Origin of the sequence: Hymenobacter properus, from assembly GCF_015694735.1 — a bacterium.
In the GTDB taxonomy this organism is placed as follows: Bacteria; Bacteroidota; Bacteroidia; order Cytophagales; family Hymenobacteraceae; genus Hymenobacter; species Hymenobacter properus.
The window spans coordinates 867082-892299 of sequence record NZ_JADQDP010000001.1; the positions used below are offsets into that span (position 1 = coordinate 867082).

The following is a 25218-nucleotide window of genomic DNA, read 5'->3' on the forward strand; positions in this document are numbered from 1 at the left end:
ATAAATCTGGATGAATCCGTGGTCTATTGCTTCTCGAATTTCTGCACGTTGCGGCCGTTCGGCGTTTGCAGCTCCAGGAAGTAGAGGCCGGCGGGCAGGGTGCTGGCATCCACCGTGGCGGTGCCGGCTTCGGTGGTGCCTTGCAGCAGAGCCTGGCCCAGCTGGTTGAGCACACGGTAGGGCGTAGCAGCCTCGGTGATGAAGTGGATGGTGCCGCGGGTCGGGTTGGGATACAAGAGCACCTTGGCCACTTCGCCGGTGCCGGCTACGACAACCACGGGCGAGAAGGCCACCGTGCCGTCGGCATCGACCTGGCGCAGGCGGTAGTAGAGAGCCGCGGCAGGGGCCGTTTGGTCGAGCACGGTGTAGGCGGTGGCGCGGCTACTGGTGCCCTGGGCCTTGGCGGTGGCCACCGTCACGAAATCCCGGGTATTGAGGCTGCGCTGCACTTCAAAGTAGGCGGCGTTTTTCTCCGTGGCGGTGGTCCACTTCACGGCCACGCCCTGCTGGGCCTGGCGCTGGGCGCCAAAGCTGCTCAGCTGCACGGGCAGCGGGTTGACGGCGTTGATGCCGTTCACGTTAGTGAGGTCATTGGTGGCGCCGAGGGCGAAGTCGGAGAAGCCTGTGAACGTGGCCGAGGTGATGGTACCCACCACGGAAGCGCCACCGGGGCCGGAAGCAGTGCCCGACTCAGCTGAGTGGCCCAGGTTCGTCCATTTACCGTTGTCGTTAGGGTCGGTGGCTACGGCGTCGCGCTTGGCTACTACGAAGCCGGGGTCGGCGGGGGTATTCACGTAGTCTTCGGCGCCGAAGCTTAGGGTGATGGTGCCGCTGAAACCGGTGGGCGCCACGTTGGGCGTCACGGTGTAGAAGCGCTTGTAGGACACCCGCTGGAGCGGAGCCGTGCCCAGGCCATTGCTGGCCGAAAGGCTTTGGCCGGCGTTGCCTTCAGTCTGCGAAGCAGTGTAGGTCACGGTGTTGGTTTGCGTGGCTACATTCAGCGTGAGCGGACGGTAGAAAGTGCCGCTGCCAATGGGGAACACCGTGGTGCGGACCCCGGCGGCCGTGGCGCGGGCCAGCGGGCCATTCACGAAGCTGGAGGCGCTGCCGCCGGTAAAGGTGGCGGTGGCAGTGAGGGAAAGCAGGTTGGTGGCGTCGGTGTTGATTTTGCCGCCACCCAAGTTCAAGGTGCCTTCAACACTGGCCGCGCCGGTGGTCGTGAGGCTGGAATTGCCGCTCACAGCTACGTTGTAGTAGCTGCCGGGCTGCAGAGTGGTGGTTTCATCCACATAGACCGGCCGGCCAATGACGGTGCCCCAGTTGCTAGCCACGCGCACACCGTCTAAGTTGACGGCGTTGTCGGCCTGACGCAGAATGATGTTGGCCAGCGCCCCCAGTCCTGAACTGAGCGGGCCACTTGTCGAGACGAGGGGTTGAGAAGGTTCGTTAGGGTCGGCTGCGCCGGTATACACAAACAGGCTGGCGGTTTGGGTATTGTTGGTGTTGTTAACAGTGTACTTCAGTACTACCAAGTAAGAGGTATTGCTGTTGTAAGGAGTGCCCGTGGTGTAAGTACCAGCGGAGCCAGTTCCTACCCCAAACTGGAATGTACCCGAAGCAGCGGTACCAGTGCGTGCAATGTATATCCGGCCCCGGGGGACGGCATTGGCAGCATCGGCGAAAGCCAGAAAGTAGTCACCGCCGGAGGCCGTGGCCGTTACGCTGATAACTGCTGACGCATAGAGCGTGGAGCTGGTTGTTGCTCCGAAGGCGCGGCTGACGTCCTGATTGTTTACGTTGCTGAGACGGGCCGTGGAAGACCCAGCAAACGTAGCCAGCTCGTTCTGGTCGAAGCCCCGGGGATACTGGGCCATGGTCAGGTTATTGGCAATGGTGACGGGCGGCGCACTCGTGGTGGTGCTGAAGCCCGTCCAGCCATGGTCCGTCAGGTTTTCGCCAGCGGCATAGGCAAAATTGTCTTCCAGCAGAAGTTGGCCCGCCGTGGGCGTCACCGTCACGGTGAAGCTGGTGGTGCTGGTGCTGCTGCCATAAGCCGTAGCCACGGTGATGGGGCCGGTGGTGGCACCGGTGGGCACCGTGGCCGTGAGGCTGGTGGTAGAGTTGAACGTGACGGCTGTGGCCGCTGTGCCGTTGAAGGAAACAGTACTGGCAGCCGTGAAGTCGGTGCCCGTAATTGTAACAACCGTGCCTACCGGCCCCGAAGTGGGCGTGAATGAAGTGACAACGGGCGCCACAACGCCATTGCCTGTCACTGTGAAGGTGTAGGGGTTTTCGTCGCTGTCGTCGTTGTAGATGGAGAGCGTAAGCGTCTTCGCACCAGTCGAAGTTGGTGCGAAGGCGATGGTGAACGGCAAGCTGCTGCCGGCGGCTACAACAGCGGCAGACGGCTGGGTCAGGTTGAAATCTGCCGCATCGCCACTAACAACACCCACAATGGGATTAGCGGTAAGATTTAACACGTTATTACCGGTATTCTGAATGGAGAAGGACGTGTTAGCGGTGCTGCTCCCCACAATGGTGGTGGCAAAAGCGAAACTGCCTGTGCCACTGGCAATGTTAGTGCTGCCCTGGGCCAAGTTAATTTCCGGAACTGGAGCGCTTTGTGTTACTGTACCGTTGGCAATTACTGCCGGAATGCTGGGAGTAAAGTCATCCAGGCGGAAAGTCGCGCCCGAATTGGTGCCATTGAAGGCATACAGGCGGAAGTATAAGGGCGACGTAACCCCCTGCAGGGTTCCGGACGGAACCGCAAAGGTGGACTGCACGGGGCTGCTGGTGTTCGTCAACGTCTTCACACCCAGCGAAATCGGGTTTGTGAAATTAGTGCCGTCGGTGCTGACGCGCAATTCCACGTTTTGGGGCGAAGTAGTGCCGCTGCGCGAAATGCTTACAATGACATTGTCGAACGAAACTCGGTAGCCGGGAGCTACGGTGTAGTTGAAGGTCAAATATTTACTTAAGTCCGGAGCCGTTGCGCTGGTCGCATCAAAACCGCTGCTGGAATACACATCGGAGCCCGAGGCAGCCGTAACACCGCTGCGCGTGAGGGTGCTGGCGGAGCTGTTCGCGGCCACATTGGTGGGCGAAACGGCAATGGTCGAGCCTGTGAGACCGGTCGTTTTATAGGTAACCAGCGGAGCTGGCATCACCTGAAACTGCACCGCATTCGAGGTCGCGCCGTTGCTGTTCACTACAGTAACGTTGTAGTTGCCAGCCGTGGTGGGCAGCACAAAGTTGGGCACGCTCAGGCTGCTGGCAGTGGCGTACGTGGTAGTCTGAGCCACTCCATTGAAATAAATGACCGAGGCATTGGTGTAGTTAGAACCCGCGACCACCAACGAGGAAACGGTGCTTCCCGCGAAACCCGAACTGGGGGTCACGGTAGTGATGGTGGGCGTCGGAGGGTTGTTCACGGTCACTGTCACAGCGTTGCTGGTGGCAGCGGCGCAGGCGGCAAAAGTGCTCACTGCACGCACGTAGTACACGCCAACGGTGCCAAAAGTGGGCGTGTAGGTGGTACCGGTTTGAGTGGGCACTACGTCGGCGAAACCCGTGCTGCTGCTGGTCGTCGATACCTGCCACACCCGCGTATTGGCAGTCGCGCTGGGGGTTTCGGTCGCCGTCAGCACGCTGCCGGCACTGCCCACTACGTAGGATTGGTTCGTGCTCGGGGCAATGGTTACCGTGGGGTTGTTCACGATGGTGAAGGCGGTCGAAGCGGCCCCCGTTGTCGAGGGGGTCACCACGCGGATTCGATAGCCGGTGCCGCTAGCGGTGCCGGCCGGAATAGTTACCGTCAGCGACGAAGCCGTGGAGCTGACCGTGGCCAGGGTGGGCGGCGTGGTGGCAAATGTGCCGCTCGCGTTGGAAAGCTGCGCGGTGAAGGTACCGGTGGGGTTGTTGGTGGTGGTGAAGGCCACCGTGACGTTGGACGCGGTAGTGGCGCACACGGGCGTCGGCGATACCGTGCCGGTGGTAATGGTGGCGGTCGGGGCCAGCGTGGTGAACGTCACCTCGGGGCCGTAGCTGGTGCCCACCGAGTTGGTAGCATATGCCCGCACGAAGTAAGTGGTGGCAGCCGTGAGGCCCGTGAGCGAAGCGGTGAAGGAACCGGTACCCGTGGGGGTGCCGGCGGCTACCGTCACGCCGGTGGCGGTAGTCGGGCCGGTGGTGGTGCTATACACCACACCGCGGTCGGTGACGGAAGCGCCGCCGTCGGCCGTGACGTTGCCGCCCGCGGTGGCCGTAGTTTGCGTAATGCTGGATACAGCGGCGGTGGTGAGAGTAGGCGAGGTTAAGGCCGGAGTGGTGAAGGACACCTCCCCGCCGAAGCTGGTGCCCACGCTATTGATGGCATAAGCCGCCACGTAGTAAGTGGTGCCGGGGGTGAGGCCAGTAAGCGAAACTGAATAAGTGCCAGAGGCGGCTGTTCCGGCCGCTTGTTTGGTGCCGCCGCCCGTGGCAACGATGCCCGGGGTGGTGCTGTAGTACACGCCCCGCTCGGTGATGGACGCGCCGTTGTTGCTGGAAATATTGCCTGGTGCGGTGGCAGTCGTGTAGCTAAATGTGGTGACAGCAGTAGTGCTGACAGTGGGCGCCTGCGCAGCTACCGTAAAGTTGGCGGATGCAGAGCCTCCACCAGCCGTGGGGTTGGTCACGGCCACGGGCACAGTGCCCACGGTGTTGGCATCGGTCACGGTAACGTTGATGCTAATTTGGGTTGAGCTAATGAAGGTTACCGCACGACCGACGGTGTTATAAGTAGCTGTGGTGACCCCGCTAATGAAACCAGTGCCATTAATCGTGAGCGTGGTTGCACCGCTGGCATACACAATGGACGACGGGCTTAGGCTGCTGATGGTTGGGGCAGGGTTTACCGTCAGCGTCTGCAAAGAGCCGTAGCCGGTACCAGTGGCGTTGGTGGCGTAGGCGCGGATGTAATAAGTGCCAGCGGACAGAGCTACAGCTTGGCTAAAGGGCGTGCCGGTGGTCATTACCACTTTGGTGTCGGCAATGGTAGGCGGGTTGGTGCTGGTGCTGTACACCACGCCGTTTTCCATCACGGCCGAGCCGCCGTTGCTGCTAATGGTTCCGCCCAAGGTGGCGCCGGTGCTGGTGAGCAAACTCGGGGCAGCTGTCGTTACGCTCGGAACCGATGGCGCAGTGGTGGTAAACGACTGCTCGGCACCATAGCCCGTTCCGGCCGAGTTGGTAGCGTAGGCGGCCACGTAATAGGTAGTGGCTGGAGCAAGGCCGGTGAGCGAAGCGGAAAAGGAACCGGTGCCGGTGGCCGTGGTGGCCGCTTGCTTGGTGCCCCCGCCCGTGGCGACTACGCCAGAGGTGGTGCTGTAGTAAACGCCCCGGTCTGTGATGGTACCATTACCTGCAGCAGTTACGTCGCCATCAGCTGTAGCCGTATTGGCACCAGTGGCGGTAGCAGTGCTGGTATTGACAGTTGGAACCACAACAACAGGAGGTGTACCTGTTGTATAGGAAACAGATACATCGTCAATTGCTAGAAGGTGGTCGTTACCAGAGTCATTTAAATCGACCCAGCGCAACATGATTTCGCTACCATCGGCAAGTGGAGTGCTTAAAGTAATTGTCGCGCTAATGTTTGCTGTTCTATTCCCCGCCGTGTTGCCATCGAGTGCACCGGCTGTACCGGTATTATTAGGGCTGCTAAATGTTAACCCGCTTACAGCGGTATATCCAGATGCTGTAACGGAGGTTACTGTTGAACCAACTAAGTAATCGAAAGTAAGGCTTTGTACAACAGTGTTATCACGGCGCCATTGTTCACCTGAATAGGTAACCGTAAATGTATTGATGCTGCTACCAGTATTATTCTTAAGTCGCCAGCCGATGTACCCTTTGCCAGTGCCACTTGCACCTGTATAGGAATTGCTGGGAGCATACCCTAGGGCTCGGTCAGATAGCTGATTCGTTCCGGCCACCCCGAATGCATATAAACCAGCGGTAGAAGTGGTGCCCGTATTTGCCCCATAGGCCGTAACGCTGCTGGTTAGGTCCGTTTGAGCATACCAACCAGTCAGTGTAGTATTGTTAGCCCATGTACCACTAGTGAGAGCGTCAAAATCCTGTGAAACCGCAGAACCTGATAGGCTTTGCTGCCCCCACCCTACCAGTGGTAACATTAGCATCATCAGCAGCGCCACGCCGCGGCTGAATGAAATGGGTAAAACGGTACGGGTTGGGTGCATAAGTAACGAGTGTTAAACGGGTTAATAAATTGCCTTTTGCAAGGCGCACGGATTGTAAAATTAGCACGACACTATAGGACTGACTTCATGCCTAGGGTTACCAAAACGTTATAAAAGCCCGCAGTGCAAACCCGCAGGCGCGCAGGCCGCCAGTAGCAAAGTGTCGTCGGGGCAAAATCCAGTTTAGAATGCAGCAAAAGTGAAGCCCACCCAAATGGCTGTGCCAATACGGGGGCTTTGGGGTAGGTTCGCAACTGGCCCCAACCGGGCTTGGTCGCTCACTATGAAACGGCGCATGTGGGGGCCGCTAGTGTTGCGCAGTTCCCGCCAACACTGGCCGGCCAGTTGCGGACGCAAGGTTGCTACTGCCGTTGGCAAAGCTCACACTAGCCTACCCCGTGGTCAAGGTCGACTTGAACAACTTGATGGGATTGTCCGCTCGGCTGAGCGCCTGTGTCGCGGTGGTGTTGAGGGTTGTTAAGACGATACGGCCGTGGGCCGGGCCACCGAAATTCTTGCCCATGCGCGTGATGTCGCCGCCCAGGCTGAAGGGCGAGACCGAACCGGCCGCGCCCGAATATTGCGGCCCCAGTGCCCTCGCTATCAGCCAGGAAATGGCCGCGCATATGGGCATCAGCGCTCAGCAGTCGTCATTTTTCGGTGGCCGTCTAGACGAATGAAATATTGCGCCGCAACTCCTTTTGTAGGAAACCTGACTAAGCCAAAAAGGCCCGCTTGCTGAGCAAGCAGGCCTTCGGGGCAAGTGGTGCCTGCCATTCTGTGCCGGGGGCGGGGCTGGGCGCTGCTGCCAGCAGCCGCAAACTGCTGGGTGGGTGGCCACGACCAGGCCGCCGGGCCGGGTACGAATGACAGGACTTAACTCGGATGCTCTTAACCTGAACTAAGCAGCAGCATGGGGTGCTGGGCAGCTTAGTAACGCTCAAAAATGCCTAAATGAGATGGAACTGCCTTGTAGTATCGGCCAGTAGCTCAACTGTATCGATAAATCCCCCGATTCAAGCCTGATTACCCAACGGAACCATGGCCGCTGCAAACGCAGAATTGACGGCCAGAACGCGCCGGGGGCGCACCGGCCGCGCCTGTTCGGCCGGCACGGGGCACAGGGACTGAATCACGTCTTCGGTGAGGGCGCACTGGCGGTGGTGCGAGTAGCGCCAGCGGTCCATTTGGGCTCGCGCCACGCGCGCTTGGGTGGCGGCGGGGTCGTTGAGGGTGCGGCGCACGCAGCGGGCGCAGGCGGCCACGTCGCGGTGCAGGTAGAGCAGGCCAGTGTGGCTGTGCTGCGCCAGTTCCACCGTGCCGCCGGTGGCGGCGGCCACCACGGGAACACCGGCAGCCATGGCTTCGAGGGTCACCATGCCGTAGGTTTCGTTTTCGGAGGCCAGCACAAACACATCAATGGCCTGATAGAACACGGCCGGATTGGCGCGGAAGCCGCGGAAGTGCACCTGCTGCTCCAGGCCCAGTTGCTGCACCAAGGCTTGCAGTTCGTGCAGATAGGCGTCGCCCTCGTTGCGGGTGAGCTCGCCCATGATAACCAGCCCGGCATCGTGGCCAAACTCCCGGCGCAGATGGTGCAGGGCCCGTATCACAAAGTCTTGCCCTTTGCCCGCATCAAACCGGCCCAGGATGCCGAGCAAGGGTTGTTCCAAAGGCAAGTCCAGCTCCTGCCGGGCCTGGGCGCGGGTGCGGGTAGCGGGCGCAAACTGCTCCAGTGGCAGGCCCAGCGGCACTACGTGCAGCTTCGCGGGGTCGAAATGGGTGCGGCGGGTTACCTCGCGGCCCAGGCCGGGCAGCGGCGTCAGCCAGGCATCGACCAGCCGGAAGCGCAGCGTGTGCACCAAGCTGCGCTTGGGCCGCCCCAGCTGCATGTGTTGCTGGTAGATGATGCGCAGGCGCCCGCCCAGCAGGGTTTTGACCAGCGTGGCCAGGGCCAGGTCTTTGTTTTGCGTCACCACCAGCACGTCCACCTGCAGCCGCTCCAGTTGCTGCTTCAGGTCCCAAGCGGCCAGCGGCATGGCCAGGCCACGGCGCACGGCCAGGGTTTCGAGGGGCACAAACCATTCCTCGGCCCAATGAGCCAGCGGCGAGGCCGGCGGGGCAAAAAACGTGACCCGCCAGCCCCGCTCCTGCATCCAGCCGGCAAATTTCAGGCTGTTCAACTCCAGGCCGCCCAAGCTGCCTGAGAGGCACAGCACCGCTAATTGGGGCTGCACCTCCCGGGCATGGGAGTTCCGTTCGGGAGCAAAGCTCCCGGTGGTGTAGTAAGGTTTCATGGCTCAGAAAGAGAGAGGTGTGGCGGTAGAAAGCGGGCAGGGCGGCGTTCAGGCGGGTTACCTCACCCCCGACCCCGATTCGCTTGAAGCGCGAAGACTTGGGGAAAAAAGAGCCGAACGCGAGCAAACGGGTGCTGTCGTCTGGCACCCCTCTCCCGAGGAGTGGGGCCGGGGGTGAGGTTTAAGTCCAGCGGCTGAGAAACTGCAGGAAGGCGTCCTTGTACTGGTCGCCCACCGGGATGGTGATGGCACCAATCTGGACGGTGAGGCGGCGCACGGCCTCAATCTTGTCGAGCGCCACTATGAAGGAGCGGTGGATGCGCATGAAGCGGCGGGGCGGCAGCTTTTCCTCCATCGCCTTGAGGCTCATAAGGCTAAGCAGGGCGCGGGGCGTGCTTTTGAGGTGCACTTTCACGTAGTCTTTCAGCCCTTCCACGTAGAGAATGTCGTTTAGGGCGACGCGCACCAGTTGGTATTCGGCTTTCAGGAATAGGTATTCGTCTTCCTCGGGGCTGGTGGCGGGGGCCGTGCTGTGCTGCGCGGTGAGTTCGGCGTAGGCGCGGGCCTTGCCGGCAGCGCGCAAAAACTCCTCGTAGTTGAAGGGCTTCACCAGGTAGTCGAGGGCGTCGACGCGGTAGCCCTCCAGCGCATACTGGCTGAAGGCGGTGGTGAAGATGACGCGCGGGCCGGTGGGACCCAGTACCCGGGCCAGCTCCAGACCGTTGAGTTCCTGCATCTGGATGTCGAGGAAGGCCAAATCGACGGCGCCGGGGTGTTCGTGCAGGTACTTGAGGGCCTCTACGGCGCTGCCGAACTTGCCCACCAGCTCCAGGAAAGGCGTTTTTTGAATAAATGACACCACCAGGCCCAAGGCCAGGGGCTCGTCGTCGACGGCAATGGTGCGCAGGGGCGGCAGGGCAGGTTGGCTCATGCGTGCTGGGGAATGGCGGGGGCGGAAGCCAGCCCGGCGGCAGTGGCTTCGGCTCCTATTTGCAGGGTGAGGTAAACCACAAATTCGTTGGCGGGCGTGTGGTCGTCCACCACCAAGTGGTAGCGGCCGGGGTAGAGCAAATCGAGGCGGCGGCGGGTGTTGGCCAGGCCGATGCCGTTGCTGCCGGCCAGGTCGGTGGAGGGCAGCGTAAGGCGGCTGTTGCGCACTTCCAGCTCTACCACATCGACCCGCGGCTGGCGGATGGACACGTAGATTTTGCTCGATTCGGTGGCGGCCACGCCGTGCTTGAAGGCGTTCTCGAGGAAGGGCAGCAGCAGCATGGGCGCCACGGGCACGTCGTGCACCGGCTCGGGGCGCTCAAACGTCACGGTCACCCGCTCATCGAGCCGCAGCTGCATGAGGGTGATGTAGTCCTGCACGAAGGCAATTTCCTGGCTGAGCAACGTCATACCGCCAGCCGTATCATAGAGCACGTAGCGCATCATGCGCGAGAGGCGGTGGATGGCCGTGCGCGCCTGCTCGCCATCAAGCAGCGTGAGGGCGTAGATGTTGTTGAGGGTGTTGAAGAAGAAGTGCGGGTTGATTTGGGCCTTGAGCATGGAGAGCTCGGAGCTGACGCGCTGTTGTTCCAGCGTCTGGCGCAGCTGGGCGTCTTTCTGCCACTTCTGCACCACCGTGATGCAGGTGCTGATGCCCAGCACAAACATGGTGGTGAGCAGGCCCATGGTGTCGATGTGCGGCCCTTTGCGTTGGAAGGCGCGGGGCCGCCCGGCCGCCGCCTCAAAGGCCTTGTCCATGAGCGCGGGCAGGTTCAGGGCCGATTCCAGAAACTTGCTAAACAACAAGATGGCCACCGTGGTGACGAACAAGGCCAGAATGAACCAGCCCGTGCGGCCCGGAAACAGCAGCCGCGGCACCAGCACCTTGCCCGTGAAGTAGAACGTGCTCACCCACACGCAGAACAGCAGCCCCTGTTTTAGCCAGAACTGTGGCGGCATGGTGAGCCGCCCGGTGAGCGGCTGAAACAACAGGAAAGTGAGTCCGAACAGCCCCCACACCAGCACGTGAATGAGCGGGGTGAGGTAGCGCCGGGGGGTGAGAACGGCCATAGACAAGGAGGAAAGCGAAACAAACATACCGGCCCTGATTTCCAAAACCTGGCCAAACCGACCGTAACCGGGATTGTATCGACGGCGGGGGGCGTTTCATCGGCCGGGATGGGCAGGATTGATGTGGGGCGGGGCACTGGTTGACGATGGGCCGAGCGGAACTGTCATTGCGAGCGCAGCGTGGCAATCCGTCCTGGCAGCACCAGACACATTCTTTTACCAGAAAGCTCTGTTATCACATTGCACAGGGACTATTCGGTTGTAAAAAAGGCTTGTCACTTCTCAGGGCTGGTCGCTCATGAGAGGACGGATTGCTTCGCTGCGCTCGCAATGACAGTTATGCCTCGCAATGCCCGCCGTACTCCCGACCTTTGCGCCATGATTCGCCCGCTGCTCCTGTCCCTCGTGCTGCTTTCTACCACCCCCAACACTCACGCAGCCCCGGCGCTGCCCGATTTTGGCAGCTACCCCGTGTACCACGGCCCCGACCTGGGCCTGACCTGGCGCGGCCCGCAGGCCACCCTGCGCGTGTGGGCGCCCACCGCGCAGGCCCTGCACCTGCGGCTGTATAAGGAAGGCATCGGCGGCCAGCCCACCGCCGACTATGCCATGACCAAAGCCGAAGACGGCACCTGGACCTACGCCTTGCCCGCCGGCAGCACCGGCTTCTACACCGTACAGGCCACCATTGCCGGGGCGAAAATGGCCGAAGTGGCCGACCCGTATGCGCACGCCGTGGGTATCAATGGCCTGCGTGGGGCCGTGCTCAACCCCGCCGCCGTGAGCCCTCCCGGCTGGGCTGAGGACCTGCGCCCGGCCCTGAAACAGACCACGGATGCCGTCATTGGCGAAATGCATATGCGCGACCTGAGCATGCACCCGCAGTCGGGCATCACGCGCAAGGGCAAGTACCTGGGTGTGGCCCAACTTGGCACCCGCGGGCCTGAAAACGTGACCACCGGTCTGGAGCACTTGGTGGAGCTGGGTTTGACCCACGTGCACCTGTTGCCCACCAACGACTTCGCCAGCATCGACGAAGCCGCGCCCGCCCGTACCAACCGCTACAACTGGGGCTACGACCCGCTGCACTACTCCGTGCCCGAAGGCTCGTATTCGACCAATGCCGCCAACCCCAGCACCCGCATCAGCGAGTTCAAGCAAATGGTGGAAAACCTGCACGGCCAGGGCCTGCGCGTGGTGCTCGACGTGGTGTACAACCACACCGCTGACGCCAAACGCAGCAACTTTGAGCAGCTGGTGCCCGGCTACTACTACCGCCACAACCCCGATGGCACCCTGAGCAACGCCACCGCCTGCGGCAACGAAGTGGCCTCTGAGCGCCCCATGGTACGCAAGCTCATCGTGGAATCGGTGGCCTACTGGGCCCGCGAATACCACGCCGACGGTTTCCGCTTCGACCTGATGGGCGTGCTCGATATCGAGACGATGCGCGCCATCCGCGTGGCCCTCGACCAGCAGGACCACAGCATCCTGATGTACGGCGAGGGCTGGACCGCCGGCCCCTCCCCCCTGCCCGAAGCCAGCCGCGCCGTGAAAGCCAACATGCCCAAACTGGACCGCATCGCGGCCTTCGGCGACGAGCTGCGCGACGGCGTGAAGGGCCACTACGCCCGCCAGACCGAGCCCGGCTTCGCCAGCGGCCAGCCCGGCCTGGAGGAGAGCGTGAAGTTTGGCATTGTGGGCGCCACCCGGCACCCCCAGCTCGATTATAACAAGGTCAATTATTCGAAGGCGCCCTGGGCCAACTCGCCCGCCCAGGCCATCAACTACGTGGCCTGCCACGACGATATGGTGCTCTGGGACAAGCTGGCCGTGTCGAACCCCAACGCCTCGGAAGCTCAGCGCCTGAAGATGGACTTGCTAAGCAACACCATCGTTTTCACTTCGCAAGGCCTCCCCTTCCTGCCGGTGGGCGATGAGTTTCTGCGCACCAAGGGCCGCGCCCACAACTCCTACAACCTGCCCGACAGCGTGAACCAGCTAGACTGGGCCCGCAAGGCCAAGTACCGGCCGGTGTACGAGTTCTATCGCCAGCTCATTGCCTTGCGCCGGGCCCACCCCGCCTTCCGCCTGCCCACCGCCGAACTGGTGCAACGCCACCTCGAATTCTTCCCCAACACCCACCCCGGCACCATTGCTTACCAACTGAAAGACAACGCCGGGGGCGACGCATGGCAGAACATCGTGGTGATTTTCAACGGCAACACCTCGGCCGACAGCGTGGCCCTGCCCCGCGGCACCTACACGGTGGTGCTCCGCGGCGACCAAATCAACCAGGAAGGATTTGACGTGCTGGAGGTCATGAGCGGCGTGCAGGTACCCGGCAGCTCGGCCATGATTCTGATTCGGCAGTAGCCCGCAGAAGCCAACAGCTCCGTGGGTTACTTAAATATGTGTACAGAAGTAAGCGTACTTGATTTCAGCACGTCATGCAGAGCGCAGCGAAGCATCTTTACCTCGGATGTAATTATTTACTGCTGCGGTAAAGATGCTTCGCTGCGCTCTGCATGACGGTCTTTTTGCTAGGACCAGCTCTGCACGACTGCTTAACGGCTTTGTTAGTTGATAGCCACTTGCGCGCCCGTCAGGGCCAGGTTGGTTTTCTGCACGCGGCCGGCGGCTACGGCAGGCGCCAGGGGCTGGCCGCCGCCCACGAATACCTGCACGGTGCCGGGCATTTCCACTCGCTTGGCCTGGGCATTGAGGCGGGAGAGCTGGCGCGGCGTGAGCGTGAAGGCCACCGTTTGCTTGGCGCCCGGCGCCAGGTTGATGCGGCGGAAGCCTTCCAGCGCGTGGCGCGCCACGCGGGCCTGAGCGCCCCCGGAGTGGCGCACGTAGAGCTGCACCACCTCGTCGCCGGCGCGAGTGCCGGTGTTCTGCACGTCGACACTTACCCGAATGGGCTGGCCGGTAACGGGCTTGCTCAGCACTTTCAGGTTGCTGTATTTGAAGGTGGTATAGCTCAGGCCGTGGCCGAAGGGGAACAGGGGCTCGCCGGTGAAGTAGCGGTAGGTGCGGCCGTCCATGCTGTAGTTGTCGAAGGCCGGCAGCTGGGTTTCCGACTTGTAGAACGTGACCGGCAGGCGGCCGGCGGGGTTGTAGTCGCCGAAGAGCACGTCGGCCAGCGCGGTGCCGGCCGCCTGCCCACCGTACCAGGTGTTGAGGATGGCCGGTAGGTTTTGGGCCTCCCAGGGCGTGGCTAGGGCGCTGCCCGTCATCAAGGCTAGCACCACGGGGCGGCCCGAGCTGTGCAGCACCTTCAGCAGGTCGGTTTGCACCTGGGGCAGGCCGATGGTGGTGCGGTCGCCGCCGCTGAAGCCGGGCACTTTCACATTCATCTCCTCCCCTTCCAGCTTGGGCGAAATGCCACCCACAAACACAATGGCGTCGGCATCACCCACCTTGGCAAGGATGTTGGCCGCGTTCATGGGCACCACCTTGGCCCCCGTAAACTTGAGAATGGTGCGGCGGTCGACCTGGTAGTACTCCAGGCGCAAGTTCAGTTTCTGGCCGGCCGTCACATTCAGCACGTGCTGGTTGGTGCTGAAGCCGCGGCCCTTCCAGACGTCAATCACCAGCTTATCGTCCACAAACAGACGGTAGGCGTCGTCACCGCTGATTTGCAGGGCCAGTTCCTCGGTGGCGGCTGGGGTAAAGGTGGCTTGGTAGCGGGCCGAGAAATTCTCGGCGGGCAGGCCCGGCGCCACTTCCATCTTCACGTTGGCCAGGTAGCGGTCGAGGCCGGCTTCCTGGCGGGTGACCACGGCCGGGCCTTCCAGGTTGGTGCCCTTGAAGTATTCGGCCTTAAAGCCCGGTTGCCCGTCGTACGCCAGGTTTTTGGTGAGGTCAAGCGGCTCGTACACGGTGTTGCTGGCGTAGTCTACGCCCTGGATGTACACCACCTCCGTGCCCTGGCCCACCTTGGCCCGGATGCCTTCCAGCGGCGTCACAATGTTGGTGGCGAAGCCGTTGTAGTTGCCCAGCTGCACGTCCTCGCGGTCGGCATTGGGGCCGAGTACGGCAATTTTCTTCAGGTTTTTGCGAAGCGGCAGGGTGTTTTTCTCATTCTTGAGCAGCACCACCGATTCGCGGGCCATGCGCAGGGCGTGGGCCTGGTGCGGGGTGCTTTCCACCACGCTCATAGGAATTTGGGCGTACTTCACGCGCTCCACCGGGTCGAACATGCCCAGCTGGAAACGGATTTTGAACAGGCGCTTCACCGAGGTGGTGAGTTGCTGCTCGCTGATGAGCTTTTTCTGCACCGATTCCAGCAGCGAGTTGTAGGTGAACAGCTTGCCGGTGGCGCACTCCAGGTCGGTGCCGTGCAGCACGGCGTTGGCTGCCGCGGTGGCGGCGTCGGGGTCGGTTTTGTGGTGCTGCCAGAAGTCGTTCAGGCCGTCGCAGTCGGAGGTCACGTAGCCCTTGAACTTCCACTGGCCGTAGAGAATGTCGTTCATTAGCTTGTCACTACCGCAGCAGGGCTGGCCGGCGTAGGCATTGTAGGCGCACATCACGCCGGCCACCTTAGCGTCCACAATCAGGTCGCGAAAGGCCGGCAAGTAAGTATCCCACAGGTCGTAGTCGCTAATTTGGGCGTTGAACTCGTGACGCGAAGGCTCGGGGCCGCTGTGCACGGCAAAGTGCTTGGCGCAGGCTGTGATTTTCAAATACTTGGGGTCGTCGCCCTGAAAGCCTTTCACCAATGCCGAGCCCAGCTGGCCGGTCAGGTAGGGGTCTTCGCCGTAAGTTTCCTGGCCGCGGCCCCAGCGCGGGTCGCGGAAGATGTTGATGTTGGGCGTCCAGAACGTGAGGCCCTGGTAGATGCCCCGCTCACCGCGCCGCACGTACTCCTGATGCACGGCCCGGGCCTCGTCCGAGGTCATGGTGGCCATGGTGAGCATGGCGTCCTTGTCGAACGTGGCGGCCATACCGATGGCCTGCGGAAACACCGTGGTTTTCATGCTGGTGCGGGCCACGCCGTGCAGGGCTTCGTTCCACCAGTTGTAGGCCGGAATGCCCAGCCGGTCGATGGCCGGCGAGGCGTTCAGCATCTGCGACACCTTTTCGGGCAAGGTCAGGCGGCCCACCAGGTCATCCACGCGCTGGTCGATGGGCAGGTCGGGGTTCTGAAAAGGGAATTCGGCGGTCGGCTTTGAGGCCGGAGGAGCCGACGGCTGCGCCCCGCTGGTAAGCAGGAACAGGCCGAGTAAAGCAGTAGCGAGTTTCATAGTAATGAGGCTGAAATGTCTATCATTTTCGAAGGCCGCTCGGCTGCTAGGTTTCAGGCAGTGAGCAGCGACTTCATGCGCAAGGGTTACTCAAAGCGCACCCAGTCCACCTCCATGCCTGCCGCGGATTTGGGCGCCACGAACAACGTGTGAGTACCGGGCCGGATGGCTCCCACCGGCGCTTTCACTTCCTGCCAGGCGCTACCCTTGGGCACGGTCACTTCGGCTACTACAGGCCCTGTCGGGTTGTCCAGCCGGATTAGCAGGGTGGCGCCGGCAGCCGATGCGCTCCGGAGCACAATGGTTTTCACCTTTTGCGGACCAAACGCGACGCCATTGTATTGCACCCATCCTTCGGCATCAGTGAAGACGGTTTTCCAGCCCTGGAAGGTGTTGGCCGTGTCGAGGAAGGCGATGGCGGCCCCCTGCGGGCTCAGGCGGCTGTAGCGGTCGAGCTGAATTTTCTGGCGGGCATCGGTTAGGCCCACGCCGCGCAGGGTGGGCGTCACCTTCCGAATGGAGCCATCGGCGGCGAAGGACAGGCTATCGATTCGAATTGAGCGGTTCTTGTCGAATTTCGGCGACAAGTCGTTGTGATGGTAGAACAAGTACCACTGGTTGTTGAACTGCAGCAGGGAATGGTGGTTGGTCCAGCAGCCCGTTGGCGACTCGTCCATAATCACACCCTTCACCGTGAAGGGGCCCAGCGGGCTGGTGCTGGTGGCGTATTCGAGGCGCTCAGTCTTGTTCGCGACGTGCGGATACGTGAGGTAGTAAATGCCCTTGCGCTCAAATACGTACGGGCCCTCCTTCAGGCCTTTGGTGGGCAGTTCGCCGAGGGTTTTGGGCTCTTCGGCCAGCTCCAGCATGTTCGGCTTCAGCCGGGCCCCGTAGATGTTGCCCTGCGACCAGTAGAGGTAGGCCTGGCCGTCCTTGTCGATAAACACGTTGGGGTCGATGCCGCGCACATTTTTGATGGGCAGCGGCTGCGGAACAAACGGGCCCGTGGGCTTGTCGGCCACGGCCACGCCGATGGTGAAGCCCTTGCTGATGGCCGTATCGCGGGGCGCGGAGGGGAAGTAGAAGTAATACTTGCCGTTGCGCTGAATGCAGTCGGGCGCCCACATGCTGTAGCTGTCGGGCTTCACCCAGGGCACTTTGTTTTGGGTGACGATGACGCCGTGGTCGGTCCAGTCGGTGAGGTTGGCTGAGGAAAACACGTGGTAGTCCTCCATCACAAACCAGCCGGCCCGCCCCCGGCCTGGGGCGGCGGGAATATCGTGCGAAGGATACACGTACACCCGGCCTCCGAACACGCGGGCCGTGGGGTCGGCCGTGAATTGGTTGGTAATGAATGGATTTTGGGCGTGAGCTGACGGCAGGGCTGATAGGGCTAGCGCCGTGAGCAGCCAAGGTTTTACGTTTTGTAGCATAGATGAGCGCACCGCCTAAACGGTTACTTGGTCAGCTTATCGGTGATGCGGAAATAGTCAAAGTCGGCGTAGCCGCCCGGCGTTTGGGTGGCGTAGTTGAAGAGGGCGAAGCGGTAGCCCATGAAGTGCGGCAGCGTATAGGCCATCTTGAGCGGCTTGCCTACCGGCTGCCAGGCCTTGCCATCGAGGCTATAGAAGAAGGTGGCTACGTCCTTGCGGTCCTGGAAGTCGCACTCAATTTTGAAATACACCTTGTCCTGGCGCAGCGGCAGGCGCTGCAGCTCCACCGGCTTCTCCGACTCGGCACTGACCATCACAATGGCTTTGCCGCCCGCACTGGCCTGCACGCCCACCAGGCCGTAGCGCCGCTGCAGCACTCCCAGCCCGGCAAAATCACCGGCCTGCAGGTGCGAGATATCCAAGGCCGTGGTGCCGGCGCACACCGGGCCGATGGTGCGCTGCGTGAGGGTGTTGCGAGCCATCACGAAGGACGTATCGACCTGGCCGGTGGTGAGGCGTAGGTAGCCGGGGCGCTGGCTTACCGACCACAATTTGTTGGCGGGGTTGTGGTTCCATTGCCACACCAGCGGCAGGGCCGGCTCGCCCTTGCTTCGAGTGAATTCATCAGAATCAACGATGCCCGGAATCAAGCTTTTGTTGGCGGGTAGCAGTAGCGTTTCGGGCACTTTGCCAGCGGGGTTGCCCAGCACCGGCCAGCCCCCCTCCCACCGCACCGGCACCAGGTATGGGATGCGACCCACGGCCCCGTAATCACGGAATAAGTAGGAATACCACTGGCCGTCGGGCGTGTCGATGAGGCCACCCTGGGCCACGCCGAGGTCCTGGAGGGCCACCCGGCCTTCGTAGGGCCCGGTTATCTTGTCGGCCCGGTGCACTACTACTGTCCGCATGCCGCCCTTGGGCCAGGTGATGTTGAAGAGGTAATACTTGCCGTTCACCTTGAACAGTTGCGAGCCTTCGGCCGGCAGGCCGAGGTTGGGCCCGGCCGGGGCGCTGGCATTCTCGATGATGACCTGCGGACTGGTGCCTGGCTTCAGCCCCGACACATCGGCCGTGAGCTCGGCCAGTTGAATTTTGCCCGCGCCGAAAAGCATGTACACGCGGCCATCGTCGTCGAAAAACAGCGAATGGTCGTGCATGCTCGGCCGAAAGGAAACGGCTTTCCAAGGACCTTTCTCGATGTTTTTGGTGGAATAAATGTGGGTCTTGCCCGAAGTCTGGGCGAATGTGCTCACGTAGTAGGTGCCTTGGTGGTAGCGCAAGCTGCTGGCCCATGAACCGCGCCCGTAGGTGCTTTTGCCGTTGGCGAGGCTCATGGCGTCGTTGCTGGTCAGGGTGTCGTAGGCGTAGCTCACCAGCTTCCAGTTCACCAAGTCAGTCGACTTCATCATGGGCACCCCGGGGCTCATGTGCATGGTGGTGCTGCTCATGTAGTAGGTCTTGCCCACCCGAATCATAGACAAGTCGGGCACGTCGGCGTGCACCACGGGGTTATGGGCAAGCGGGGCCTGGGCGCGTGCCACCGGCGCCCACAACGTGATGCCGGCTAGCAGCAGTAAGTAGTTTTTCATCGCAGGTCTGCGCGTTTAGTGCGTTTGGGGCTTAATCACCTGGTATTTGCCGCTCAGGTGCATGAGACTGAAGAGGTAAAGCAGCCCGTCGTAATAGGGGTCGAAATAGCCGTCGTCGTATGGCGCCAGCCTAGCATTCCAGAGGGCGTGCACAAAATCGAGGCGGTTGGCGTCGGGGCTCATCAGCGAAGCCGCGGCCGACGTGGCCACTAGGCCCAGGGAGTGGCGAAGCTTTTTCACCTTGCCGGCCGGCAGAATGAAGTCGGGCCGCGAGCCGTCCACGTTGAACTGGTCCTCGAAGGTATTGAGGCCCTTGCCGCGCAGGAAGCCCTGGAAGCGTTGCGCGTACCGCTGCTGCCAGGCGCGGTCTTTGCCAAACCACACGTAGTCCATGGCGATGTTCATGGGCACGCGCCAGGAATCGTAGCGAAAGGCGGGCGGCGCCCACCGGGTGGCGTGGGGCTGCCCGCTGAACTCGGTGTAGTCGTAGTTGAGACCGGTGGGCGCAGCGCAGGCGCGGTGCAAAAACACGCGTGCCGTATCGGCACAGTCGCGGTAAAACTGCTCGTGCCCGTCCTTGGCGTATTCGGCCCACACTTCCAGAAACGCCGGCACGTAGTACGAGGGGTCAGTCCAGTTGTACATATCCCCCACCGGTACGAAGCTGATTTGCTTGTGCTGGGTATTGAAGAGGTTGTACACGCCGCCGGTGCCGTCTTTTTTCCAGGAGGCATCCAGAATGCGGCGGGCTTCCTGGTAGTAGTTGATGCCGGTGTTGTTGCCCCAGCGGTTCGAGGCAAACAAGAGGCTGGTTACGAAGTACAACTCCCCGTCCGAAGCCGGCCCTTCGGCGTTGCGCTTCAGGGTAGCGGGGTTGATGCTCCAGGCAAAATAGCCTTCCAGCGGGCCGCTATGGTGCTGCAAATACTTCTTCGACCAGCGCCACAACCGGTCGAACACCTCCTTTTTATCCATCTGCACCGCTACCATCATGCCGTAAGACATGCCCTCCGTGCGGGCGTCCTCGTTTTTCACATCCGACACGTAGGCCAGGGAGTCGCCCACCGCGAAGTACACCTTGTTCGGGCCCTCAAACACGTCGTGGTAGGCTTGAGCTACTTTCCGGTCAATGTCGGCCTGGCCGTAGCCTGCCTCCCGCAGCAGGTTGGGATACTTGTTGGTGTAAAAAGCCGCCGGGCTGGCTGCCTTTTTCTGGTTATGAGGGCGCTGTCCGTAGCTGGGCCTGACGCCCGCTAAAAGCAGGCAGGCCGCGGCCAGGATGACGGGTTTGCTACGGCGCACAAGGGCCAGACAGGTCTTCATGAAGCTGCTGTGGTTCTGGGAAATAGCTTAGCCTTTGAGCGGCACCCCGTACACGGCCAGGGCAAAGTCGTAGCCGCGCTTGTCGTTCAGGAGCACGGGCTGGCGGTTCTGGTAAGCGCTGCCGCCGGGGTAGGTGTCCTGCCGGCTCACCCGCCAAAACAGCGGCGCCGACTTCGCCACGCCCTGTAGCTCCAGCGCGTAGCGGTGCCCGGCTTTCAGCGTCACCTGGTTGACACCGGCAAAGTCGAATTGCAAAATGCCTGCCGCCTGTGGCGTATAGCTTATATCCAAACCATTGGCCGCGCCTAGCAGGTTGTTGCTGGTCGAGTAAGTAGGCGCATCAGCAGCAAGACTAGTGGTTGTTCCAAGGTCGTAGAGGGCCAGGGTTACGGGCTGCTTGGCATCAGTACCGAAGCCGTCGCCCCCGAACAGGTCGAGGCGCGTCAGACGGCAATCAGCTTTCACCTCAAAGGTCTGGCCGAGACTGGCAACCCCCTGCTTATGGTTGAAGCTCAGATTATCGAGCGCCAATGTAGATGGGTCGGGCATGGTGCTGAACACGGGACTGCCGGGCCACTGCGCGGGCCGGGGCTGGGTGTTTTCGGTAAGCGTCACGCCTGGGCTGGCCGGCAACGACGGGGCCGGTTTCGGGGCGCCTGGCGGACGCTTGGGCGGGGCCGGCTGTGCGCCCGAGTGGGGCGGCACACTCAGGCCGGCCACCGTGTGGGCAATGGGCTGAATGGTGCCGTCGGGGTTGTAGTAGAGGTACTCGGCGCACACGCTGCGCCGGCCCAGGGCGCCGCTTTCGCCGGTGGGCAGCGTGAGGGTGGCGTTGTGGTAAAACAGGTACCACTGCTTCTTGAACTCGACGATGCCGGGGTGAATGGTGTAGCTGTTTTTAGCCTGCTCGGTGAGGATGCCCTGGTAGGTCCAGGGGCCCGTCACGCGGGGCGCGGTGGCGTAGCAGAGCTTCTCCCACATGCCCTGGTGGGCAAAGGCGGCGTAGGTGAGGTAGTAGGTGCTGCCGCGCTTGTGCAGCCAGGGGCCTTCGGTGTAGTTGGGTACCTCGATGCGCTGGATGGGGCCGTCCAGCTCGGTCATGTTGGGCTTGAGCTTGGCCAGGTAGCAGTTGGGGTTGCCCCAGGCCAGCCAGGCCGTGCCGTCGTCGTCCACAAACACGGTGGGGTCGATGTCGTCCCAGCCGTTGGGGCCAGGTGTGGTTTTATCAGAAACGAGGGCCGAGCCGCGGGCATCCACAAAAGGCCCGGTGGGACTGTCCGACACGGCCACGCCAATGGCCTTGGCGTTGGCCGGCGCGCCTTCCTGCACCGCCGCGTAGAAGTAGAATTTGCCGTTGCGGGCCACTACCTGCGAGGCCCAGGCATCTTTCGTGGCCCACTTGAAGTCGCGCACGTCCATGATGGAGCCGTGCGCGGTCCAGTTCTTCATGTCCGACGACGAGTAGCAGCGCCAGTCGTTCATGTTGAACATCTGGCCCTCCTTGGCTTCGTCGTGGCCCACGTACAGGTACACCCTATCCTTGTACACCAGCGGAGCTGGGTCGGCGGTAAAAACGTCACGCAGGATGGGATTTTCGCCTGGCTTGGGGTTGGTCTGGCCGTAGCTGCGCGGGACCGGAGCGACTAGCGCAACCGCCGTTACCAAGGCTACATAGAGAAGAAATTTAGGCATAAGTCCGAAGAGTAGAAAGGGCAAAACAGGCGGCTCGCTAGTGGCCAATGAAACAAGCAAAACGCTTAGGGCTGACGGGCCGGACGCGGTGGCCGGGGCGGCGTGTCGTAGATGATGAGGGCTTCCAGCGTGTGCATGGGCGGCTCCACGGCGGCCGGAATGGGCATGCGGCTGAATTGCTGGAAGTAGAGCAAGCAGGCGTCTTTCCACATCACGGCGTTGCCGCTTTGGGTGCGCAGCTTGTTTTGCACGGCCCCAAACCGCTCGGCATCCACGTAGGGCTGGGCCTGGTCCCAGGTGCGCTGAAACTGCCGCACCTGCTGCACGCCGCGGTCGTAGTGCAGGGCCAGCTCGTCCCACAGGGTGCGGCCGCTTTTCATCTTGAAATCCCAGGGCAGGTGATGGAACCAGAGCAGGTACTGGTCGGGGCAGGTGGCGGGGTCGTTGAACTGCGACGCCAGCGGCTCGTGGTACTGGCTCACGGCGTCGCTGCCGGTTTTGGTGCGGTCGAAGCCCACGCCGTTGGCGGCGGCCTGGTGGTAGTAGGGCGGCGTCCAATCGGCGCGCATGCCGGGCGGGCCCCACCAGGGGCCGGGTCCGTAGTGCCCGTGGGTGGCCGACATAATATGGTGCAATCCCATCGGCATGGAATAGTCAACAATGGCTTCGCGGCTGGCCAGCATCAGCTGCGTCACGGGCGTCAGGAACTTGGCATTCCAGTCGGCAGCAGATGCAGCAGGCTGGGCAGCAGCGTTCTGAAAAGTCAGCTTCAACCATTCCTCTGCTATTTGAGCGCTTTTCGTGCTGCTGTTCCAGGCCAAGCGGCCAAAGGCGTACCAGTTGGCCTGTGCGAAGTCGTGGCCGGTCCAATTGGTGTCGAGGCCCACGTTGGACACGCCGGCCATGGCCGAGTGGGCCTGGCGGTACACGCTGCCATCGGTGCAGCGGGCCACCGTGCTGCCGGGGCCGGCCTGGTAGGTGTCGCTTTGCAGGCACTCCTCCCACATGGGCGCCAGGTAGGCCAGGTCGATTTCGTGGCCGAGGTACTCCTGAGTAATCTGAAACTCCGGCATCACGGCCGTTTTTTTCAGCGCCCCAAACAGCGGGCTGAACGGCTCGCGGGGCTGAAAATCCACCGGTCCGTTTTTCACCTGCACGATAACGTTGTCGCGGAACTTGCCGTCGAGGGGCACAAACTCGTTGTAGGCCTGCTTGGCGCGGTCCTTATCGGAAGGGCTATACACGAAGGCGCGCCACATCACCAGGCCGCCGTAGGGCCGCACAACGTCGGCCAGCATATTGGCGCCATCGGCATGGGTACGGCCGTAGTCCTGCGGGCCGGGCTGTCCTTCGCTGCTTGCTTTCACTAGGAAGCCGCCAAAATCGGGCACCTGCTGGTAGATTTCCTTGGCCTTACTCTGCCACCATTTGATAACGGCGGGGTCCAACGGGTCGGCGGTTTTCAGCCCCCCCAGCAGCACCGGCGACGAGAATTTCACCGAGAGGTAGGTCTTCACCCCGTACGGCCGCAGCGCGTCAGCAATGGCTTTCACGCGGCCCAGGTACTCGGCCGAGAGTATCAACGGCGAGGCATTCACGTTGTTAAGCACGCTGCCATTGATGCCGATGGAGGCATTGGCGCGGGCGTATTCCTGCCATAGCTTCTGGTCGCGCTTCGTCACCACCAAAGCGCTGTCCTTACGCCAGAAGATGGACTGCCCGGCATAGCCGCGCTCCACCGAACCGTCGGGATTGTCCCAGTGGTTCAGCAAACGGTGCTCATACGAGGGGTTCGAAATACCATCGGCCAACGCCTGGCCGGTTTGCTGGCGCCGCAGCAACTCATACACTCCGTACAGAATCCCGCGCTCGGTGTTAGCCTGCACGCTCTGCGTACTCAGCCGAAAGCCGTCGTACCTAATGGCCTTGTCCTTCTTCAGCGCCAGCGTCACGGTGGCCCCTGCCCTCCCCTGCCAGCCCTGTTGCAGCTCCTGCCGGGCAGTGGCGAGCAGGACAGAGTTTTTGGCGGGTGCCACTACCGTGACAGGCGTAGCAGCGTGCGGGCGCAGCCACAGCTGGTGGCCGTCCTCGGCGCGTAGCCCCGAAACGGTGCCGAGAAAGCAGAAGCTAAGAAGAATGTTTTTCATTTGGTGTAGAGAGTAAGTGCCTGCCATGTCAGGCAGGAGGACCAGCTGACCTGCCTGGCCAAAGGGTTAGTAGCGCACGGTCTGCTCGGTCCAGGTGGGGCCGTCGATGGCGAAAATGCCGTTGCGGAAGTGCAGGGGTTCGAACCCCATTTGGGGCACTTTCTGCCAGTCGGCCAGCCCCGGAATGCGTTGGTCGAAGAAGTAGTGACAGGAGCTCCACAGCTGGCCGTCGGGCCCTTCGAAAATGGCATTGTGGCCAGTTTCCTGGTAGGGGTCGGGGGTATCGGTGAACTGCAGGTTGCTGTAGCCGCCGTTACGGGCCATTTCGGCGCGGTACTCCCGCTTACGGGTGCCAAAGATGGGCTCGGGGGCGGCCAGCTCCCAGGGGCCCAGGGGGCTTTTCGAGCGTAGCAGGCCCACCTCGTAGCCCCGCGTCCAGGTCGAGAAGAACATGAAGTAGGTGCCGTCGCGCTTGAGCACGAAGGGCCCTTCGATGCCGCCCACCATCCAGCCGGGGTTGTTGGCGTCCTTGGCGCCACGAAACTGTTGTACCTCGCCCACCAGCTTGCCCGTGGGCAGGTCAATTTTGGCTTGCCACAGCCCGTTGCCGCTGCAATACAGGTAGGTCTGGCCGTCCTCGTCTTCAAACAGGGTCGCGTCGTTGTTGTAGTGCGGCGTCAGCGGACCGTTTACCAGCTTGTAGGGCCCGGTGACTTTATCGCTGGAAAACAGCCAGACGCTGTGGGTTTTCATGCCCTTGGGGTCCTCCGCCGTTACCTGGCCGCTGTTCACGGTGAGCCAGAACTTCTTCTGGATGTAATGGATTTCCGGGGCCCAAAACCGACCGTTGTAGGGGCAGTTGGCGGGTAGCTTCTTGCCGTCAATCAGCCAGGAGTGCTGCCGCCAGTGAATCAAGTCATCCGACACCAGTAGGCGCACCCCGGGGTTGGGCCCCGACCATACCGGCATCGACGTGCCCGTGCAAAACCACTGCCGCCCCACCTTAATGATAAAATGGTCGCGCATGGAAATGGCCGTATCGCGCGTGATGGGGTTGGTGTAGCTGAACTTGTGTCGGCCCCCAGCGGCGCCTACGGACGCTGCCGTTTTTTTCGACTGCGTGCAGGCACTCAAACCCACCAACATCGTCAGCATCAGATGCAGCTTGAGAAACAGAGA

13 protein-coding genes are annotated in these 25218 nt (G+C 61.9%); 2 read left to right on the top strand and 11 right to left on the bottom strand.

Annotation, left to right across the window (positions count from 1 at the left end):
* Positions 1-23 precede the first annotated feature (23 nt).
* Positions 24-5486, bottom strand: coding sequence for a T9SS type A sorting domain-containing protein (locus tag I2I01_RS03760; RefSeq protein ID WP_196285075.1), 5463 nt, complete (start codon positions 5484-5486; stop codon positions 24-26).
* 1157 nt (positions 5487-6643) lie between these two features.
* Here I2I01_RS03760 and I2I01_RS03765 point away from each other — a divergent pair.
* Positions 6644-6925: a hypothetical protein gene (locus I2I01_RS03765; protein WP_196285076.1), complete on the top strand. Its 282-nt coding sequence runs from the start codon at positions 6644-6646 to the stop codon at positions 6923-6925.
* A 336-nt stretch (positions 6926-7261) separates the two neighbouring features.
* On the opposite strand, the gene I2I01_RS03770 is transcribed toward I2I01_RS03765, so the two are convergent.
* From I2I01_RS03770 to I2I01_RS03780, 3 genes are all read right to left on the bottom strand, one after another.
* A complete protein-coding gene (locus I2I01_RS03770; protein WP_196285077.1) occupies positions 7262-8542 on the bottom strand; it encodes a glycosyltransferase family 4 protein in 1281 nt (426 codons plus the stop codon).
* 181 nt (positions 8543-8723) lie between these two features.
* The gene (locus I2I01_RS03775; RefSeq protein ID WP_196285078.1) at positions 8724-9473 is read right to left on the bottom strand and encodes a LytR/AlgR family response regulator transcription factor; all 750 of its coding nucleotides are present in this window, start codon (positions 9471-9473) and stop codon (positions 8724-8726) included.
* On the bottom strand, positions 9470-10603 hold the full coding sequence (locus tag I2I01_RS03780) for a sensor histidine kinase (protein ID WP_196285079.1): 1134 nt from the start codon (positions 10601-10603) through the stop codon (positions 9470-9472). Before I2I01_RS03780 ends, I2I01_RS03775 begins: the two co-directional genes overlap by 4 nt.
* A 378-nt stretch (positions 10604-10981) precedes the next feature.
* On the opposite strand from I2I01_RS03780, the gene pulA reads away from it, so the two are divergent.
* A complete protein-coding gene (gene pulA, locus I2I01_RS03785) occupies positions 10982-12979 on the top strand; it encodes a type I pullulanase (RefSeq protein WP_196285080.1) in 1998 nt (665 codons plus the stop codon).
* Between the two features lie 203 nt (positions 12980-13182).
* Here the strand turns inward: pulA and I2I01_RS03790 are convergent, their stop codons facing one another.
* From I2I01_RS03790 to I2I01_RS03820, 7 genes are all read right to left on the bottom strand, one after another.
* Positions 13183-15852 (bottom strand): glycoside hydrolase family 3 C-terminal domain-containing protein, encoded by a 2670-nt coding sequence (locus tag I2I01_RS03790; RefSeq protein WP_196285081.1) that lies wholly within the window; start codon positions 15850-15852, stop codon positions 13183-13185.
* Positions 15853-15938: 86 nt separating this feature from the next.
* Positions 15939-17285 (bottom strand): family 43 glycosylhydrolase, encoded by a 1347-nt coding sequence (locus I2I01_RS03795; protein ID WP_196285082.1) that lies wholly within the window; start codon positions 17283-17285, stop codon positions 15939-15941.
* A gap of 23 nt (positions 17286-17308) precedes the next feature.
* A complete protein-coding gene (locus I2I01_RS03800; RefSeq protein WP_196285083.1) occupies positions 17309-18877 on the bottom strand; it encodes a glycoside hydrolase family 43 protein in 1569 nt (522 codons plus the stop codon).
* Between the two features lie 15 nt (positions 18878-18892).
* Complete coding sequence (locus tag I2I01_RS03805) at positions 18893-20200, bottom strand: glycosyl hydrolase family 8 (protein WP_196285084.1); 1308 nt, start codon at positions 20198-20200, stop codon at positions 18893-18895.
* Positions 20201-20227: 27 nt separating this feature from the next.
* Positions 20228-21892, bottom strand: coding sequence for a family 43 glycosylhydrolase (locus I2I01_RS23115; protein ID WP_211537798.1), 1665 nt, complete (start codon positions 21890-21892; stop codon positions 20228-20230).
* Between the two features lie 65 nt (positions 21893-21957).
* Entirely contained in the window at positions 21958-24039 is a 2082-nt protein-coding gene (locus I2I01_RS03815) for an alpha-glucuronidase (RefSeq protein ID WP_196285085.1), read from the bottom strand.
* 66 nt (positions 24040-24105) lie between these two features.
* Positions 24106-25194 (bottom strand): glycoside hydrolase family 43 protein, encoded by a 1089-nt coding sequence (locus I2I01_RS03820; protein WP_196285086.1) that lies wholly within the window; start codon positions 25192-25194, stop codon positions 24106-24108.
* Positions 25195-25218: the final 24 nt, after the last annotated feature.